Source organism: Enterobacter sp. DC4 (genome assembly GCF_000568095.1).
GTDB classification, from domain to species: domain Bacteria; phylum Pseudomonadota; class Gammaproteobacteria; order Enterobacterales; family Enterobacteriaceae; genus Enterobacter; species Enterobacter pseudoroggenkampii.
In genome coordinates this window covers 56,742-74,822 of record NZ_AZUB01000011.1, presented here as the reverse complement: position 1 = coordinate 74,822, position 18,081 = coordinate 56,742, and the positions used below count along the sequence as shown (strand labels likewise).

The 18,081-nt window shown below is 57.5% G+C and carries 15 protein-coding genes; 10 read left to right on the top strand and 5 right to left on the bottom strand.

Annotation, left to right across the window (positions count from 1 at the left end):
* The first annotated feature begins 11 nt into the window (after nucleotides 1-11).
* Nucleotides 12-674: a fructose-6-phosphate aldolase gene (fsa, locus tag P349_RS02450; protein ID WP_032648478.1), complete on the top strand. Its 663-nt coding sequence runs from the start codon at nucleotides 12-14 to the stop codon at nucleotides 672-674.
* A 12-nt stretch (nucleotides 675-686) separates the two neighbouring features.
* On the top strand, nucleotides 687-1,790 hold the full coding sequence (gldA, locus tag P349_RS02455; protein ID WP_008501794.1) for a bifunctional L-1,2-propanediol dehydrogenase/glycerol dehydrogenase: 1,104 nt from the start codon (nucleotides 687-689) through the stop codon (nucleotides 1,788-1,790).
* Between the two features lie 83 nt (nucleotides 1,791-1,873).
* On the opposite strand, the gene katG is transcribed toward gldA, so the two are convergent.
* The 4 genes from katG to metB all read right to left on the bottom strand — a co-directional run bounded on the left by katG (nucleotide 1,874) and on the right by metB (nucleotide 9,019).
* Nucleotides 1,874-4,054, bottom strand: a complete 2,181-nt coding sequence (gene katG / locus P349_RS02460) for a catalase/peroxidase HPI (RefSeq protein WP_032648476.1) — start codon at nucleotides 4,052-4,054, stop codon at nucleotides 1,874-1,876.
* Nucleotides 4,055-4,263: 209 nt separating this feature from the next.
* A complete protein-coding gene (gene metF, locus P349_RS02465; RefSeq protein ID WP_024909186.1) occupies nucleotides 4,264-5,154 on the bottom strand; it encodes a methylenetetrahydrofolate reductase in 891 nt (296 codons plus the stop codon).
* A 269-nt stretch (nucleotides 5,155-5,423) separates the two neighbouring features.
* On the bottom strand, nucleotides 5,424-7,856 hold the full coding sequence (locus P349_RS02470) for a bifunctional aspartate kinase/homoserine dehydrogenase II (RefSeq protein ID WP_032648474.1): 2,433 nt from the start codon (nucleotides 7,854-7,856) through the stop codon (nucleotides 5,424-5,426).
* Between the two features lie 2 nt (nucleotides 7,857-7,858).
* Nucleotides 7,859-9,019 (bottom strand): cystathionine gamma-synthase, encoded by a 1,161-nt coding sequence (metB, locus tag P349_RS02475; RefSeq protein ID WP_032648472.1) that lies wholly within the window; start codon nucleotides 9,017-9,019, stop codon nucleotides 7,859-7,861.
* A 276-nt stretch (nucleotides 9,020-9,295) separates the two neighbouring features.
* On the opposite strand from metB, the gene metJ reads away from it, so the two are divergent.
* A complete protein-coding gene (metJ, locus tag P349_RS02480; protein ID WP_015966498.1) occupies nucleotides 9,296-9,613 on the top strand; it encodes a met regulon transcriptional regulator MetJ in 318 nt (105 codons plus the stop codon).
* A gap of 48 nt (nucleotides 9,614-9,661) precedes the next feature.
* Here metJ and rpmE read toward each other — a convergent pair whose 3' ends face one another.
* Entirely contained in the window at nucleotides 9,662-9,874 is a 213-nt protein-coding gene (gene rpmE, locus P349_RS02485; protein WP_003862040.1) for a 50S ribosomal protein L31, read from the bottom strand.
* Nucleotides 9,875-10,074: 200 nt separating this feature from the next.
* Between rpmE and priA the strand changes: the two genes are divergently transcribed.
* The 7 genes from priA (at nucleotide 10,075) to rraA (ending at nucleotide 18,037) form a co-directional block, all read left to right on the top strand.
* A complete protein-coding gene (priA, locus tag P349_RS02490) occupies nucleotides 10,075-12,270 on the top strand; it encodes a primosomal protein N' (protein WP_032648469.1) in 2,196 nt (731 codons plus the stop codon).
* Between the two features lie 119 nt (nucleotides 12,271-12,389).
* Nucleotides 12,390-13,415 (top strand): DNA-binding transcriptional regulator CytR, encoded by a 1,026-nt coding sequence (cytR, locus tag P349_RS02495; protein ID WP_023309683.1) that lies wholly within the window; start codon nucleotides 12,390-12,392, stop codon nucleotides 13,413-13,415.
* A 93-nt stretch (nucleotides 13,416-13,508) separates the two neighbouring features.
* Nucleotides 13,509-14,501: a cell division protein FtsN gene (ftsN, locus tag P349_RS02500; RefSeq protein ID WP_032648466.1), complete on the top strand. Its 993-nt coding sequence runs from the start codon at nucleotides 13,509-13,511 to the stop codon at nucleotides 14,499-14,501.
* 94 nt (nucleotides 14,502-14,595) lie between these two features.
* Nucleotides 14,596-15,126 (top strand): ATP-dependent protease subunit HslV, encoded by a 531-nt coding sequence (gene hslV, locus P349_RS02505; protein ID WP_008501802.1) that lies wholly within the window; start codon nucleotides 14,596-14,598, stop codon nucleotides 15,124-15,126.
* Between the two features lie 9 nt (nucleotides 15,127-15,135).
* Nucleotides 15,136-16,470, top strand: coding sequence for an HslU--HslV peptidase ATPase subunit (gene hslU, locus P349_RS02510; protein ID WP_023309685.1), 1,335 nt, complete (start codon nucleotides 15,136-15,138; stop codon nucleotides 16,468-16,470).
* 68 nt (nucleotides 16,471-16,538) lie between these two features.
* On the top strand, nucleotides 16,539-17,459 hold the full coding sequence (gene menA, locus P349_RS02515; RefSeq protein WP_032648463.1) for a 1,4-dihydroxy-2-naphthoate polyprenyltransferase: 921 nt from the start codon (nucleotides 16,539-16,541) through the stop codon (nucleotides 17,457-17,459).
* Between the two features lie 92 nt (nucleotides 17,460-17,551).
* On the top strand, nucleotides 17,552-18,037 hold the full coding sequence (rraA, locus tag P349_RS02520) for a ribonuclease E activity regulator RraA (RefSeq protein WP_023309687.1): 486 nt from the start codon (nucleotides 17,552-17,554) through the stop codon (nucleotides 18,035-18,037).
* The last annotated feature ends 44 nt before the right edge of the window (nucleotides 18,038-18,081 follow it).

Below are 18,081 nucleotides of genomic sequence, written 5' to 3'. Positions count from 1 at the left end.
GAGGAAGAGTAATGGAACTGTATCTGGATACCGCCAACGTGGCGGAAGTTGAACGTCTGGCGCGCATCTTTCCTATTGCGGGCGTCACCACCAACCCGAGCATCATCGCCGCCAGCCGCGAATCCATCTGGGACGTGCTGCCGCGTCTGCAAAAAGCCATTGGACCGGAAGGCACGCTGTTTGCTCAAACCATGAGCCGCGATGCCGAAGGCATGGTGGCGGAAGCCAAACGTTTGAGTAATGCCATACCGGACATCGTGGTGAAAATCCCTGTCACGGCTGAGGGCCTTACCGCGATCAAGGCGTTGAAAAAAGAGGGGATAACCACGCTGGGGACCGCCGTTTATAGCGCCGCTCAGGGCTTGCTCGCCGCACTCGCAGGGGCGAAATATGTCGCGCCGTACGTAAACCGCGTTGATGCGCAGGGCGGTGACGGCATTCGCATGGTGCAGGAGCTGCAGTCTCTGCTGGAGCTGCACGCGCCGGAAAGCAAGATGCTGGCCGCCAGCTTCAAAACGCCGCGTCAGGCGCTGGACTGTCTGCTCGCCGGATGTGAAGCAATCACGCTTCCCTTAGACGTAGCGCAACACATGCTCGGCACACCAGCGGTAGAGTCAGCCATAGAGAAGTTCGAGCAGGACTGGAAAAACGCGTTTGGTAACCTCAACCTCTAAGGGAGAACTGTTATGGACCGTATCATTCAATCGCCGGGGAAATATATCCAGGGCGCTGATGTGCTTACCCGTCTCGGCGACTATCTGAAACCCCTGGCCAATCGCTGGCTGGTTGTCGGCGATAAATTTGTGCTGGGTTTTGCCGAAGAGACCCTGCGTCAGAGTTTTAAAAAAGCCGAACTGCATGCCGAAATCGCGCCGTTTGGCGGCGAATGTTCACAAAATGAAATCGATCGCCTGAAAAAGCTGGCCGACAGCGCCGACTGCCTGGCAGTGCTGGGCATTGGCGGCGGTAAAACGCTGGATACCGCCAAAGCGCTGGCCCATTTCATGGACGTACCCGTCGCCATTGCGCCAACTATCGCCTCCACCGATGCGCCATGCAGCGCCCTTTCCGTCATTTACACCGACAGCGGTGAGTTCGATCGCTACCTGATGCTGCCTCACAACCCGAACATGGTTATCGTCGATACCAAAGTGGTGGCGGGTGCGCCGGCACGTCTGCTGGCCGCCGGGATTGGCGATGCGCTGGCGACGTGGTTTGAAGCACGCGCCTGCTCGCGCAGCGGTGCGACCACCATGGCGGGCGGCAAATGTACGCAGGCAGCACTCGCGCTGGCAGAGCTGTGCTACAACACGCTGGTTGAAGAGGGTGAAAAAGCCATGCTGGCGGCGGAACAGCATGTGGTTACACCGGCGCTGGAACGCATTATCGAAGCCAACACCTATCTCAGCGGCGTAGGCTTTGAAAGCGGCGGGCTGGCGGCAGCACACGCTATTCATAACGGCATGACGGCGGTGCCGGACGCGCATCACTTCTATCACGGCGAAAAAGTGGCGTTTGGTACGCTGACGCAGCTGGTACTGGAAAACGCGCCGGTAGAAGAAATAGAGACCGTCGCCGCGCTTTGTCACAGCGTTGGGCTGCCGATCACGCTGGCACAGCTGAACATCAAAGAGGATATTCCGGCCAAAATGCGTCTGATCGCGGAAGCGTCCTGTGCGGAAGGAGAAACCATCCACAACATGCCCGGCGGCGTAACGCCGGATCAGGTGTATGCGGCACTGCTGGTAGCCGACCAGTATGGGCAGCGGTTCCTGCAGGAGTGGGAGTAAATAGCGTGAATAAAAATCCCCGCATCAGCGGGGATTTTTTTGCCCGTAGGCCGGGTAAGCGTTAGCGCCACCCGGCACAAGGGTTACTGCAGGTCAAACCGGTCCAGATCCATCACCTTCGCCCATGCGGCAACGAAGTCGCGGACAAACTTCTCATGCGCATCATCGCTGGCGTAAACCTCTGCCAGCGCACGCAGGACGGCGTTCGAACCGAAGACCAGATCGGCGCGGGTGGCGGTATATTTCACTTCACCGCTGGCGCGATCGCTTCCGGCAAACAGCTCATTGGATTCGTCGGTCGCCTTCCACTGCGTGTTCATGTCCAGCAGGTTCACGAAGAAATCGTTGCTCAGCACGCCCTCGCGGTCAGTGAACACGCCATTCTTGCTGCCATCAAAGTTGGCACCCAGCACGCGCAGGCCGCCGATCAGCACCGTCAGCTCCGGTGCGGTCAGCGTCAGCTGCTGGGCCTTGTCGATCAACAGTGACTCCGTGGTGGACACATCCACCTGCGCACGATAGTTGCGGAAACCATCGGCAACCGGTTCGAGCAGGTTAAACATCTCGATATCCGTCTGATCCTGACGCGCATCCACGCGGCCTGGGATGAACGGTACGGTGACGTACACGCCCGCGGCTTTTGCGGCCTGCTCAACGCCTACCACGCCCGCCAGCACGATGATATCGGCCAGTGAGGCTTTGTTGGTGGTGCGCTGAATAGCTTCCAGAGCCGGCAAAGCGCGAACCGCCGCGGCGTTCACATCCCAGTCGCGCTGAGGCGCCAGCGCCAGACGTGCGCCGTTAGCGCCGCCACGCTTATCGCCACCGCGGAAGGTTGAAGCAGACGCCCAGGCTACGGAAACCAGCTCGCTCACGGACAGACCGGACGCCACAATCTCCGCCTTCAGGCTTTCAATGTCTTCTTTCGACGGATTGAACACCGCCTGCGGCAGCGGGTCCTGCCAAATCAGATCTTCTTTCGGCACTTCAGGGCCGATGTACCGCGCTTTTGGCCCCATATCACGGTGGGTCAGCTTGAACCAGGCACGCGCGAAGGCTTCGTTGAAAGCCTGCGGATCGTTCAGGAAGCGGCGGGAAATTTTCTCGAATTCCGGGTCAAAACGCAGCGTCAGGTCGGTGACCAGCATGGTAGGTTTGCGTTTTTTCGACGGGTCGAACGGATCGGGCATGATTTCCGGTGCATCTACGGCTTCAAACTGAATCGCCCCTGCCGGGCTGCGGGTCTGCACCCATTCGTATTTGAACAGGTTCTCGAAGAAGTAGTTGCTCCACTGGGTCGGGGTTTGCGACCAGATGACTTCCAGACCGGAGGTAATGGCATCTGCACCCACGCCCGTGCCGAGCGTGCTCGCCCAGCCCAGGCCCTGCGCTTCAATTGGTGAGGCTTCCGGGTCGGTACCCACGTGGGTGGCTTCACCCGCGCCGTGAGTCTTGCCGAGGGTGTGGCCGCCTGCAATCAGCGCGACGGTCTCTTCATCGTTCATGCCCATGTTGCCGAAGGTCGCGCGAATCGCTGCCGCCGCTGACAGCGGTTCACCGCTGGCGTTTGGCCCTTCCGGGTTCACGTAGATCAGGCCCATTTCGGTGGCGGCCAGAGGACGCTTCGCCAGCGCTTCCGGATCGCGGTGGGTCAGCCAGGCTTTTTCATCACCCCAGTTCACGTCCAGATCCGGTTCCCAGACATCTTCACGCCCGGCACCGAAACCAAAGGTGCGGAAGCCCGAATTCTCCAGCGCCACGTTACCCGCGAGGATAAACAGGTCAGCCCAGGAAATTTTTTGTCCGTATTTTTGCTTGATGGGCCACAGCAGACGGCGCGCCTTATCCAGGCTCACGTTATCCGGCCAGGAGTTCAGCGGCGCAAAGCGCTGTTGACCGCGTCCTGCGCCACCGCGTCCGTCAACGGAGCGATAGGTACCCGCGCCATGCCAGGCCATACGGATAAACAGGCCCGCATAGCTACCCCAGTCGGCAGGCCACCACGGTTGGGAGTCGGTTAAAAGTGCTTTGAGATCGCCTTTCAGCGCGGAGTAATCAAGCTTGCTAAATTCTTTGCGGTAGTCAAAGTCTTCACCCAGCGGGTTCGAACGATTGGAATGTTGGTTAAGAAGATCGATGCGGAGTTGTTTTGGCCACCAGTCGCGGCTGCCTGTACCTGCGCCCGCGCTGTGATCGACGCCGCCCTGATGGAACGGGCATTTGCCGACTGATGCCGCTTTATTGGTTTCGTCTGACGTGCTCATCGCTATGCTCCCTTTTACAGTGTTACCGTTACGATATACGCCCTTGTTGATAAGGTATAGTTGAGATAACCCACAGATTCGATAGTTAAATCCGTTTAATTTCCCATGGAAAATACATGAGTTTTGTACGTCAAAGGCAGCATTGCTGATATGGCAGGAAAATAAAACCCTTATAAATCAAAAAACCCTCCGAAGAGGGCTCTTTTTTGTTACACGCCTGGTCTAACGCCGAGCGTGTGGCATATGGCGTAACTCATCTCAGCACGGTTCAGCGTGTAGAAGTGGAAATCCTTCACCCCTTCACGACTTAAGATCTTCACCATGTCCATCGCGATATTTGCGCCCACCAGCTTGCGTGTTTCCGGGTCATCGTCCAGCCCCTCGTACATTTTAGACATCCAGAGAGGAATACGCACATTGGTCATATCAGCAAATTTCTTCGCCTGTTTGAAGTTAGAGACCGGCAGAATACCCGGGATTATTTCAACGTCGATGCCCGCGGAGACGCAGCGGTCACGGAAGCGCAGATAGCTTTCCACATCAAAGAAGAACTGAGTAATGGCGCGGTTCGCGCCGGCATCCACCTTACGCTTGAGGTTAAGCAGATCGGCCTGAGCGCTTTTCGCTTCCGGATGAACCTCAGGATAGGCGGCCACGGAGATATCAAAGTCCGCCACCCCCTTCAACAGCCCCACCAGATCGGCGGCATACATGTCCGGCTTACCGCTTCCAGGAGGCAGGTCACCGCGCAATGCGACAATATGACGGATACCGTTATTCCAGTAATCCTGGGCGATGGCTCGCAGCTCGTCGCGGGTGGCGTCGATACAGGTGAGGTGCGGGGCCGCTTCGAGACCGGTGCGATCTTTGATGCCTTTAATGATGCTGTGCGTACGGTCACGCTCGCCGGAGTTCGCACCGTAGGTCACGGAGACAAACTTCGGTTTCAGGCTGCTGAGACGATCGATAGAGCTCCACAGGGTTTGCTCCATTTCACTGGTGCGCGGCGGGAAAAATTCAAAAGAGACGTTAATCTGGCCGTTTACTTCGGCCAGGCTCTGATTCAGTGCTTCCCGCTGGTTGGCGTGAAAAAAGCTCATACCTTACCTCTATCAATCGCGTGTCATTGTCTGTTGTGTTGTGAACTTCTATACGTTTAGACGTCCAGATGTAAAAATGACGGAAAAGTGGAGGGACGTCAATAGAAATAATCAACAATAACGGTGAGGTTTGCTCAGGGAATATGAGAAAAATTCAAGATGAGGGTGAGAAGGCCCCTCACCCCGGCCCTCTCCCCAAAGGGGCGAGGGGGAAAAGACCGCACCGAGCAGTCCCCTCTCCCCTTTGGGGAGAGGGTTAGGGTGAGGGGTTACAGCAGCTTAGCCAGACGGTTGATGTCGGACTGGATGGCCCCGGCGGTGACATCGCGCCCCGCGCCCGGACCGCGGATCACCAGCGGGTTATCGCGGTACCAGCGGCTTTCGATGGCGAAGACGTTATCGCACGGCAGCAGCGCCGCCAGCGGATGTTCAGGACGCACCGCCTCGACACCGACTCGCGCTTTTCCGTTGGCCTCGAAACGCGCCACGTAGCGCAGCACCAGCCCCATCTCGTTCGCCGCTTCCAGACGCTGCACCATTTGCTCGTTAAGCTCTTCCCCATTTTCAAAGAAATGGTCCACAGAACCTTCTTCACAGCCGGCAGGCACCAGCGATTCGACGCGTACGGAATCCGGTTCGATGTCATAACCGGCTTCACGCGCCAGGATCACCAGCTTGCGCATCACGTCTTTACCGGAGAGATCAACACGCGGATCGGGTTCCGTTAAGCCCTGCTGCCACGCCTGATCCACCAGGTCGGTGAACGGAACGGTGCCGTCAAACTGCAGGAACAGCCAGGAGAGCGTGCCGGAGAAGATACCGCTCAGCGCCAGAATGCTGTCGCCGCTTTCAATCAGGTCACGCACGGTGTGGTTTACCGGCAGGCCTGCACCCACGGTGGCGTTATACAGCCAGTGGCGCCCCGTTTTTTCAAACGCGTCGTGGATCTGACGGTATTTATCGGTGCTGCTCGCCCCCGCCAGCTTGTTGGCGCTGATGACGTGGAAACCGTGGCTGGCGAAATCAAGGTACTGATCGGCAAGCTGTTCGCTGGCGGTCACGTCCAGCACTACCAGGTCATCGTAAGGGTGCGCGCGCATCCACAGGAACAGCGACTCTTCATCCTGCTCTACGGCTTCATCATTAAAGAAGGCAAGCGCGCGGCTGGCGTCCAGCCCTTCGTAGTTCAGCAGGCTGCGGCGGCTGTCCACTACGCCCGCGAGAATGAATTCGAACCCGGTACGCGCCGAGAGCGTGACCTGTTCGCGGGCGAACAGCTCCAGCCAGCGGGAACCGATGTTGCCTTTACCAAACAGCACCAGGCCGATGCGCTTTTCCGCGCGGAACAGGGAGGTGTGCAGACCCTGAATCAGGCTTTCGGTTGGCCCTTTGCGCAGAACGGCCACCAGGCTGATGCCCTCTTCCGACTGCCAGGTGAACTCCACCGGCTGGCCTTTCAGCTGCTGCCAGAAGCGGTGGCAGTGCAGCGGGTTACGGGTGACGCCCGCGCCCACCATCGCCACCAGCGCCAGCCCCTGACGCAGGCGAAGCTCGCCCGGCAGGCCCGCTTCATCCAGAATTTTCAGGGCGCTGTCCGCCACTTCAGCGGTATAGCAGAACTGCAGCAGCTGGCGGTCATTGTGGACGCCAACGGCCAGCGGGCGCACCTGAGCACGCTTTAACATCAGGTCGATCTCTTTATGCGCCAGTTTGAAGTCCTGGCCCGCAGGCACCTGGAACTCAATCAGGCAGATGTCGTCGTGGCTGGTGACAATACGCGCCCCGGTGCCGGACGCCAGTACGCGTTCAATACGGGTAGAGCCTTGATCCGGGGTGTAGCTGCAGCGCAGCTGGAGGTCGATATCGCTGCCGGAAACCGGCTGCAGCGTGCGCGCGTGCAGTACCGGCGCCGCCAGACGCGCCAGCTCGCTGGCTTCGTCGAGACGCAGCAGCGGCAGCAGACAGGCATCTTTCACTTTACGCGGGTCGGCGCTGTAAACACCGGCCACGTCGCTCCAGATGGTGACGCGGGACACGCCCGCCAGGGCACCGATTTGCGTTGCCGAGTAGTCGGAGCCGTTACGGCCCAGCAGCACGGTTTCACCCGCGTTGCTGCGGCTGATAAAGCCGGTAACCACAATACGTTTGCCCGGATGCTGCACCAGCAGCTGTTGCAGCAGCGGATAGGACAACCCTTCATCCACCTGCGGCTGCGCGGCGCGTTCGGCGCGCAGGAAATCACGCGCATCGAGCCAGGCCGCCTCCACGCCCAGATGTTGCAGAACGGCGGCCATCAGGCGCGCGGACCACACTTCACCGTGGCCCACCACTTCGGCATACACCGCATCGGTGATCCCGCTGTCCAGCAGGGCGGCCAGACGCTCAAGGTCATGCGTGAAGGCGCTGATCAGCCCGTCCGCTACGTCCGCAGGCAGCAGGCCAGCAATCAGCTCGCTCTGGTAACGACGTAAGGACTGTTGCACCTGATGCGCAGAAAGGCGATCGGTCTGGCTCAGTTTCAGCCAGCTAATCAACTGGTTGGTGGTGCTGCCCGCCGCCGAGACAACCATCATGTCACCCGGCTGTGAATATTCCGTCATGATCCCTGCGACACGCAGGTAACATTTCACATCAGCAAGACTACTACCACCAAACTTGTGCAGCTGACGACCCTTCGCCCCTGCCTGCGCTATCACACTCATGATTACCCCTTGGCTGCGATCCGGAAGCCATTTTCCAGATCGGCAATTAAATCTTCAGAATCTTCAATACCGGTTGAGATTCGCAGCAGCGTCTCAGAAATCCCGGCGGCGGCACGTGCTTCCGGTGCCATACCTGCGTGCGTCATGGTCGCGGCGTGGGAGATCAAGCTTTCAACCCCACCTAAGGATTCCGCCAGCGTAAACAATGACAACCCGCTCAGGAAGCGACGCAGCGTTTGCTCGTCACCGTCCAGTTCAAAACTTAACATCGCGCCAAACCCTTTCTGCTGGCGCGCGGCAATCTCGTGCCCCTGATTTTCCGGCAGCGACGGGTGATAGAGCTTCTTCACCAGCGGCTGGGTTTTCAGGAAATCGACAATCGCCTGGGCATTGCGTTGCGCCACTTCCATGCGCGGCGACAGCGTGCGGATGCCGCGCAACAGCAGATAGCTGTCGAAGGCACCCGCGGTGACGCCAATATTATTGGCCCACCATGCCAGTTCGGTGACAACGTCGGGATCTTTGGCAATCACCACGCCCGCTACCACATCAGAATGGCCGTTCAGATATTTAGTGCATGAATGCAATACCAGATCGGCACCCAGTGCGAGTGGGTTCTGAAGGGCCGGACTGAGGAACGTATTATCCACTACACTTATCGCTCCCGCATCCCTTGCGAGCTGACAAATTTTCGCAATATCGACAACGCGCAACAATGGATTGCTTGGACTTTCCACCAGAACCAGCTTTGGCTTCTCTGCCAGCGCCTGTTTCAGCGCCTGTTCATCGTTTTGATCGACAAACAGTACGCGATAGCAGCCGCGTTTTGCCAGGCTATCAAACAGGCGATAGCTGCCGCCGTAGCAATCGTGCGGCGCAACCAGCAGGTCACCTGGTTTCAGGAACACGGTGGTCACCAGGTGAATGGCGGACATCCCCGTATTGGTTAATACGGCGCCTGCGCCACCTTCCAGCTCGGCCAGCGCGCGCTGGGTCACGTCACGCGTAGGGTTGCCACGACGCGAGTAATCATGCGCGCGGGGTTCATTAAATCCGGTGAAGTTGTAGGTACTGGAAAGATGAATGGGCGGGACAACGCAGCCGTACTGCTCGTCATCATTTAATCCGCTACGCACTGCGATAGTGGCCTGTTTACGCGTCATGGTGAGGGCTTCCTGGCGAATGAGGTGAAAAGTCAGGCACCAGAGTAAACATTGAAAGTATGGACGTCAATACATCTGGACATCTAAACTTCTTTGCGTATAGATTGAGCAATGCGCAAATAGCCGTTAAAATTATATGCTTTAGTGCACGCTGCAGCGGCAATATCCGTGCCACGGTATCGTCTCTACGGTAAACTAGGCAAGATTGCGGTTCAAAACGAGTGGTTACAGGTTTTGCACCTTTAGATAAATGACTGAGAGGATTAAAGGTATCTCATGGCTGAATGGAGCGGCGAATATATCAGCCCATACGCTGAGCACGGTAAGAAGAGTGAACAAGTAAAAAAAATTACGGTTTCTATTCCTCTGAAGGTGTTGAAGATCCTCACCGATGAACGTACGCGTCGTCAGGTGAACAACCTGCGCCACGCAACCAACAGCGAGCTGCTGTGCGAAGCGTTTCTGCATGCGTTTACCGGTCAACCGTTGCCGAACGATGAAGATCTGCGTAAAGAACGCAGTGATGAAATCCCGGAAGAGGCGAAGGTGATCATGCGTGAACTGGGTATTGACCCGGAGACGTGGGAATACTGAGAAGCGGATACAAAAAAGGCACCTTGCGGTGCCTTTTTTTCGGGAAACTTATTTAGCGCCCGGGATGCTGAAACGCTTGTTGAAGCGGTCAACACGGCCACCGGTTGCAACATCACGCTGCTTACCAGTGTAGAACGGGTGGCATTTGCCGCACACGTCCAGGTTCAGATCGTGACCCACGGTAGAGCGGATCTGGATAGAGTTACCGCAAGAACAGTTTGCAGTAATCATTTCGTATTTCGGGTGAATATCTTTTTTCATGGGAGAACCTCAGTTAAGGCCGCGTCGCTCTTCCAGCCCTAACGCCAGACACCACGCGATGTTGATTGTAAGTTCTTTGGCGTAAAGTACACCAAAGGCGGCGAATCATACAGAATTTGACCAACGTATGCAAACTGATCCGCACGCCGCTTTCACTAATGTGTATACTAACGCGCCACTTTTCAAGTCAGGAAGATTCGATGCCCGTCGCTCACGTTGCCCTGCCCGTTCCGCTTCCCCGAACCTTTGACTACCTGCTGCCCGACAGCATGAGCGCCAAAGCGGGCTGTCGCGTGACCGTGCCGTTTGGCAAACAGCAGCGCGTGGGAATTGTTGTCTCCGTCAGCGATCGAAGCGAACTGCCGCTCAATGAACTAAAGTCGGTGGTTGAGGTGCTCGACGGCGAGCCCGTTTATTCCACCAGCACCTGGCGACTGCTGCTATGGGCGGCGGATTATTATCATCACCCCATTGGCGACGTCCTGTTCCACGCCCTGCCCATCATGCTGCGCCAGGGCAAAAGCGCCAGCCATGCGCCGATGTGGTACTGGTTTGCTACGGAAGATGGCCAGGCCGTCGACATTAACAGCCTCAAGCGCTCACAGAAACAGCAGCAGGCCCTGGCGGCGCTGCGTCAGGGGAAAATCTGGCGGCATCAGGTCGACGAACTTGAAGTCAGCGAAACGGCGCTACAGGCATTAAGAAAGAAAGGGTTGAGCGACCTGGCAAGCGAAGCGCCTGCCCTTTACGACTGGCGCGAGAGTTTCTCCGTTTCAGGGGATCGCCTGCGTCTGAATACCGAACAGGCAACCGCCGTGGGCGCGATTCATAGCGCCTCCGATCATTTCTCCGCCTGGCTGCTGGCGGGCGTGACGGGCTCCGGCAAGACGGAAGTCTACCTGAGCGTGCTGGAAAACGTGCTTGCGCAGGGCAAACAGGCGCTGGTGATGGTGCCGGAAATTGGCCTGACGCCGCAAACCATCGCCCGCTTTCGCGAACGCTTTAATGCGCCGGTTGAGGTGCTGCACTCTGGCCTGAACGACAGCGAACGCCTCAGCGCCTGGCTGAAAGCGAAAAACGGCGAAGCGGCGATTGTGATCGGCACCCGCTCGTCGCTGTTTACGCCGTTTAAAAATCTTGGCGTTATCGTGATCGACGAAGAACACGACAGCTCCTATAAACAGCAGGAAGGCTGGCGCTATCACGCCCGCGATCTGGCTGTTTATCGCGCCCACAGCGAGCAAATTCCTATTATTCTCGGCTCCGCCACGCCTGCGCTCGAAACGCTGCACAACGTGCGCCAGCGTAAATACCATATGCTGCGCCTGACGCGTCGCGCGGGGAATGCCCGTCCGGCCATTCAGCACGTACTGGATCTGAAAGGTCAGCAGGTCCAGGCCGGGCTAGCACCTGCATTGATTACCCGCATGCGCCAGCATTTGCAGGCGGGCAATCAGGTGATCCTGTTTCTTAACCGTCGCGGATTTGCACCTGCCCTGCTGTGCCACGACTGCGGATGGATTGCCGAGTGCCCGCGCTGCGACCACTACTATACCTTCCACCAGGCCCAGCGGCATTTACGCTGCCACCACTGCGACAGCCAGCGTCCGGTGCCGCGCCAGTGTCCGTCATGTGGTTCCACGCATATCGTGCCGGTGGGTCTGGGAACGGAACAGCTGGAACAGGCCCTTGCGCCCTTCTTCCCCGACGTGCCCCTGTCCCGAATCGACCGGGACACCACCAGCCGCAAAGGGGCGCTGGAGCAGCAGCTGGCGGAAGTGCATCGCGGCGGCGCACGCATCCTGATTGGCACTCAGATGCTGGCAAAAGGCCACCACTTCCCGGACGTGACGCTGGTCGCCCTGCTGGACGTGGACGGCGCGCTGTTCTCGGCAGATTTCCGTTCAGCCGAGCGCTTCGCCCAGCTTTACACCCAGGTGGCAGGGCGCGCCGGGCGCGCCGGTAAACAGGGCGAAGTGGTATTGCAAACGCACCACCCGGAGCACCCGCTGCTACAAACCCTTCTGCACAAAGGCTATGACGCCTTTGCCGAGCAGGCGCTGGCCGAACGCCAGACCATGCAGCTACCGCCGTGGACCAGCCACGTCATCATCCGCGCGGAAGACCACAACAACCAGCAGGCGCCGCTTTTCCTGCAGCAGCTGAGAAACCTCCTGCAGGCCAGTCCGCTGGTGGATAATCAGCTGTGGATTTTGGGCCCGGTGCCGGCACTCGCCCCAAAACGCGGCGGCCGTTTCCGCTGGCAAATTTTGCTCCAGCACCCCTCTCGCGTTCGTCTTCAGCACATCGTCAGCGGCGCGCTGGTGCTGATTAACACCCTGCCCGAGGCGAGAAAAGTGAAGTGGGTACTGGACGTCGATCCCATCGAAGGCTGAAGCTGGATCGAAAAATTTAACGCTCCTCACACTTTTTATGAAAATTCTGTAACCGATTCCATTAACTATCTGTAAAAATGGTGATGTCAGAAGTTCGGTGTTCAGGCGAGGAGAAGACGTTGAAGTCCAGGAAAGAGGTTGCACCGGCGACCATGAAAGACGTTGCCCAGAAAGCGCAGGTCTCTACGGCAACGGTATCCCGCGCATTAATGAACCCGGATAAAGTCTCCCAGGCGACCCGTAACCGGGTGGAGCAGGCTGCGCTTGAAGTGGGCTATTTCCCACAGGCGATGGGGAGAAACGTCAAACGCAATGAGTCGCGCACTATCCTGGTGATTGTACCGGACATCTGTGACCCTTTCTTCAGCGAGATTATCCGCGGTATTGAAGTCACCGCAGCGGAACAGGGTTACCTGGTGCTGATTGGCGACTGTGCTCACCAGAACCAGCAGGAAAAAACCTTCATCGATCTCATTATCACCAAGCAGATCGACGGCATGCTGCTGCTTGGCTCTCGCCTGCCGTTTGATGCCAGCATTGAAGAACAGCGTAATTTACCGCCGATGGTCATGGCCAACGAGTTTGCGCCAGAGCTGGAGCTGCCGACGGTCCACATTGATAACCTCACCGCCGCATTCAACGCCGTAAACTATCTCCAGGAACTGGGGCATAAGCGTATTGGCTGTATTGCCGGACCGGAAGAGATGCCGCTGTGTCACTACCGCTTACAGGGCTACGTTCAGGCGCTGCGCCGTACCGGCGTCACCGTCGATCCACACTACATTGCGCGCGGTGATTTTACCTTCGCTGCGGGTGGACAGGCGCTGGAGAAACTTCTGGACCTGCCTGAGCCGCCAACCGCCGTATTTTGTCACAGCGACGTGATGGCGCTGGGTGCATTATCGTATGCCAAACGCCGCGGCCTTCGCATACCGAAAGATTTATCGATCATCGGATTCGATAATATTTCGCTTTCGGAATTTTGCGATCCGCCGCTCTCAACGGTCGCTCAGCCGCGCTATCAAATCGGCCGCGAAGCAATGCTTCTGCTGCTGGATCAGCTTCACGGTCAAACAGTTAGCAGCGGCTCGCGGTTGCTGGACTGCGAACTGATTGTTCGCGGCACGACCCAGGCATTGACTTAAAGTAAACGTCTTTCGGATACCCTTATCTGGTCAAAGCCCCGCCGCTTAAGTAACATGGCGGGCTGACGAACGAATAAATACAGCGAAACGATAGTGGCACAACGAGATTATGTACGTCGCGGCCAGCCGGCACCTTCGCGACGCAAAAAGAGTAGCTCAAGGAAAAAGCAACGTAACCTGCCTGCTGTCTCGCCAGCAATGGTCGCTATTGCTGCGGCTGTAGTCGTCGCCTTTATTGGTGGCCTGTACTTTATCACGCACCATAAAAAAGAAGAGTCTGAGGCGCTTCAGGCCAGTAAAGTCGCCGGAAACGGCCTTCCTCCGAAGCCTGAAGAGCGCTGGCGCTATATCAAAGAGCTGGAAAGCCGTCAGCCTGGGGTACGTGCGCCAACCGAACCTTCTGCGGGTGGTGAAGTACAGAATGCGAATCAGCTGACGGATGAACAGCGTCAGCTGCTGGCACAAATGCAGGCCGATATGCGTCAGCAGCCTACGCAGCTGAACGAAGTGCCGTGGAATGAACAGACGCCAGCGCAGCGCCAGCAAACGCTACAGCGACGTCAGGCACAACAGCAGATTCAGCAGCAACAGCAGCAGTGGGCGCAAACCCAGCCGGTGCAGCAGCCTAAAACGCAGCCGCGGGTAACGGAACAGCCATACCAGCAGCAGACGCGTACGGTGCAGTCTCAGCCTGTCCAACAGCAGCCGAAAACGCAGCCGCAGAAACAGGCGGCTCAGCCGTATCAGGATCTGCTCCAGACGCCAGCGCATACCACCGCGCAGCAGCCGAAAACGCAGCAGGCCGCGCCTGTCACCAAAGAGACCGAAGCACCGAAGCAGACGGCGGAGAAAAAAGATGAACGCCGCTGGATGGTACAGTGCGGTTCGTTCAAAGGTGCCGAGCAGGCGGAAACGGTACGTGCTCAGCTGGCCTTTGAAGGGTTTGATTCGCGTATTACCACCAATAACGGTTGGAATCGCGTGGTGATTGGTCCGGTCAAAGGCAAAGAAAATGCCGATGGTACCATTTCGCGTTTGAAAGTCGCCGGCCACACAAACTGCATTCGACTCGCCTCCGGGGGTTGAAACCCCCGAAATCCCCCCCATCTATCATTTAATTCAGCCCTGAGCACAGGCTCAGGGCTTCTGTTTCCCGATTCTGTAACCAGGGGGTCTGCTCGTGACAACAATAGTAAGTGTACGCCGTAACGGCCATGTGGTAATCGCCGGTGATGGCCAGGCCACGCTGGGTAATACCGTCATGAAAGGCAACGTGAAGAAAGTGCGCCGTCTCTACAACGACAAAGTGATCGCCGGTTTTGCAGGCGGCACGGCGGATGCCTTCACGCTGTTTGAACTGTTTGAACGCAAACTGGAAATGCACCAGGGTCATCTGGTGAAAGCTGCCGTTGAGCTGGCGAAAGACTGGCGTACCGACCGCATGCTGCGCAAGCTCGAAGCGCTGCTGGCGGTCGCCGATGAAACCGCATCGCTTATCATCACTGGTAACGGTGACGTGATTCAGCCGGAAAATGACCTGATTGCCATCGGCTCTGGCGGCCCTTATGCCCAGGCTGCAGCCCGCGCGCTGTTGGAAAATACCGACATGAACGCGCGTGATATCGCGGTGAAGGCGTTGGATATTGCAGGTGATATCTGCATCTATACCAACCACAACCACACCATCGAAGAATTGACCTCCAAAGCGTAAGGATCTCCCATGTCTGAAATGACCCCACGCGAAATTGTCAGCGAACTGAACAAACACATTATCGGCCAGGATAACGCCAAGCGCTCCGTGGCTATCGCCCTGCGTAACCGCTGGCGTCGTATGCAGCTTGACGAAGAGCTGCGCCACGAAGTCACGCCGAAGAACATTCTGATGATCGGCCCGACCGGCGTCGGTAAAACCGAAATCGCCCGTCGTCTGGCGAAGCTGGCCAACGCGCCGTTCATCAAAGTTGAAGCCACCAAGTTCACCGAAGTGGGCTACGTGGGTAAAGAAGTGGACTCCATCATCCGCGATCTGACCGACTCGGCGATCAAAATGGTGCGCGTCCAGGCGATCGAGAAAAACCGCTATCGCGCGGAAGAGATGGCCGAAGAGCGCATTCTCGACGTGCTGATCCCACCGGCAAAAAACAACTGGGGCCAGGCAGAACAGCAGGCGGAACCGTCCGCTGCGCGTCAGGCGTTCCGCAAGAAGCTGCGTGAAGGCCAGCTGGACGACAAAGAGATTGAGATCGATCTCGCTGCCGCACCAATGGGTGTGGAAATCATGGCGCCTCCGGGCATGGAAGAAATGACCAGCCAGCTGCAGTCCATGTTCCAGAACCTGGGCGGCCAGAAGCAGAAAGCGCGTAAGCTGAAAATTAAAGACGCAATGAAGCTGCTGATTGAAGAAGAAGCCGCGAAGCTGGTGAACCCTGAAGAGCTGAAGCAGGACGCTATCGACGCGGTTGAGCAGCACGGTATCGTGTTTATCGACGAGATCGACAAAATCTGTAAGCGCGGCGGCAACAGCTCCGGCCCGGATGTGTCCCGCGAAGGCGTTCAGCGCGACCTGCTGCCGCTGGTAGAAGGCTGCACCGTCTCCACCAAGCACGGCATGGTGAAAACGGACCACATCCTGTTTATCGCATCAGGTGCCTTCCAGGTTGCCAGCCCGTCGGATCTGATCCCCGAGCTGCAGGGCCGTCTGCCTATCCGCGTTGAGCTGCAGGCGCTGACCACCGAAGATTTCGAACGTATCCTGACTGAGCCAAACGCCTCTGCTACCGTACAATACAAAGCGCTGATGGCGACCGAAGGCGTGAACCTCGAGTTCACCGAAGACGGTATCAAACGTATTGCTCAGGCTGCATGGCAGGTGAACGAAACCACCGAAAACATTGGTGCGCGTCGTCTGCATACCGTGCTGGAACGCCTGGTCGAAGATATCTCTTACGACGCGAGCGACCTGAACGGTCAAACCGTTACCATTGACGCAGAATATGTGAGTAAACATCTGGATGCGTTAGTGGCAGATGAAGATCTGAGCCGTTTTATCCTATAATCGCGGTTACTGGATTCTCATCACGTTTAATGGGGGCTAATGCCCCCATTTTTATTGGCTAAATACTTATGACTGACATCAGCCGTACTCAGGCGTGGCTCGAAAGTCTGCGCCCTAAAACACTTCCTCTGGCCTTTGCCGCGATTATCGTCGGCACCGCCCTTGCCTGGTGGCAGGGTTATTTTGATCCGCTGGTCGCCGCGCTGGCATTGATTACCGCCGGCCTGCTGCAAATCCTCTCCAATCTCGCCAACGACTACGGTGACGCGGTAAAAGGCAGCGACAAGCCGGACCGCATAGGGCCACTGCGCGGAATGCAGAAAGGGGTGATTACCCAGGCGCAGATGAAGCGCGCGCTGATTATCACCGTGGTGTTGATCTGCGCATCCGGCCTGGCGCTGGTGACGGTGGCGTCTAAGACTCCCAGCGATTTCATTGGCTTCCTGGTGCTGGGTTTACTGGCCATTATCGCGGCCATTACCTACACCGTCGGCACGCGTCCTTACGGTTATATTGGGCTCGGTGATATCTCCGTACTGGTTTTCTTCGGCTGGCTGAGCGTGATGGGAAGCTGGTACCTGCAGGCGCATACGGTGATCCCTGCCCTGTTCCTGCCCGCGACCGCCTGCGGCCTGCTGGCGACGGCGGTGCTCAACATCAATAACCTGCGCGACATCGACAGCGATCGCGAGAATGGCAAAAATACTCTGGCGGTTCGTCTTGGGCCGGTCAATGCCCGCCGTTATCATGCCTGCCTGCTCACTGGCGCGCTGGTTTGCCTGGCGCTGTTTAACCTGATTTCGTTGCAGAGCGTGTGGGGCTGGCTGTTTGTGCTTGCCGCGCCGCTGCTGATTAAGCAGGCTCGCTTTGTGATGCGTGAACTCAGCCCGTCCGCCATGCCGCCGATGCTGGAGCGCACGGTAAAAGGCGCGCTGCTGACTAACCTGTTGTTCGTCATCGGGATTGTCTTAAGCCAGACGCTCAGTTAGCTGACAAATATCAATTAACAATTGATGATTTTGCCAACAACGCATTTCGCACGATATACTGAACACATTCGCAGCAACTGAGCGTTAAACCTATGAAATACGATACCTCCGAGCTTTGTGACATCTACCAGGAAGATGTCAACGTCGTTGAACCGCTGTTCTCCAACTTTGGTGGGCGGTCGTCGTTTGGCGGACAGATCGTCACGGTGAAATGTTTCGAGGACAACGGGTTGCTGTACGATCTGCTCGAACAGAACGGCCGCGGCCGCGTTCTTGTGGTCGATGGCGGCGGTTCCGTGCGCCGTGCATTGATTGATGCTGAGCTGGCCGGTATTGCCGTCCAGAATGAATGGGAAGGCCTTGTGGTATACGGCTCCGTGCGCCAGGTGGACGATCTGGAAGACCTGGATATCGGGATTCAGGCCATCGCGGCCATACCGGTAGGGGCGGCGGGTGACGGCATCGGCGAAAGCGACGTGCGCGTCAATTTCGGCGGCGTGACCTTCTTCTCCGGCGACCATCTCTACGCCGATAATACCGGCATTATCCTTTCCGAAGATCCGCTGGATATCGAGTAGTAAAACCGTAAGCGTGAACCATAAAAAAACCGCCAACAGCAATG

Coding starts and splice junctions, on each gene's coding strand:
- fsa (WP_032648478.1), top strand. CDS start 12: ATGGAACTGTATCTGGATACCGCCAACGTGGCGGAAGTTGAACGTCTG.
- gldA (WP_008501794.1), top strand. CDS start 687: ATGGACCGTATCATTCAATCGCCGGGGAAATATATCCAGGGCGCTGAT.
- katG (WP_032648476.1), bottom strand. CDS start 4,054: ATGAGCACGTCAGACGAAACCAATAAAGCGGCATCAGTCGGCAAATGC.
- metF (WP_024909186.1), bottom strand. CDS start 5,154: ATGAGCTTTTTTCACGCCAACCAGCGGGAAGCACTGAATCAGAGCCTG.
- P349_RS02470 (WP_032648474.1), bottom strand. CDS start 7,856: ATGAGTGTGATAGCGCAGGCAGGGGCGAAGGGTCGTCAGCTGCACAAG.
- metB (WP_032648472.1), bottom strand. CDS start 9,019: ATGACGCGTAAACAGGCCACTATCGCAGTGCGTAGCGGATTAAATGAT.
- metJ (WP_015966498.1), top strand. CDS start 9,296: ATGGCTGAATGGAGCGGCGAATATATCAGCCCATACGCTGAGCACGGT.
- rpmE (WP_003862040.1), bottom strand. CDS start 9,874: ATGAAAAAAGATATTCACCCGAAATACGAAATGATTACTGCAAACTGT.
- priA (WP_032648469.1), top strand. CDS start 10,075: ATGCCCGTCGCTCACGTTGCCCTGCCCGTTCCGCTTCCCCGAACCTTT.
- hslU (WP_023309685.1), top strand. CDS start 15,136: ATGTCTGAAATGACCCCACGCGAAATTGTCAGCGAACTGAACAAACAC.
- menA (WP_032648463.1), top strand. CDS start 16,539: ATGACTGACATCAGCCGTACTCAGGCGTGGCTCGAAAGTCTGCGCCCT.
- rraA (WP_023309687.1), top strand. CDS start 17,552: ATGAAATACGATACCTCCGAGCTTTGTGACATCTACCAGGAAGATGTC.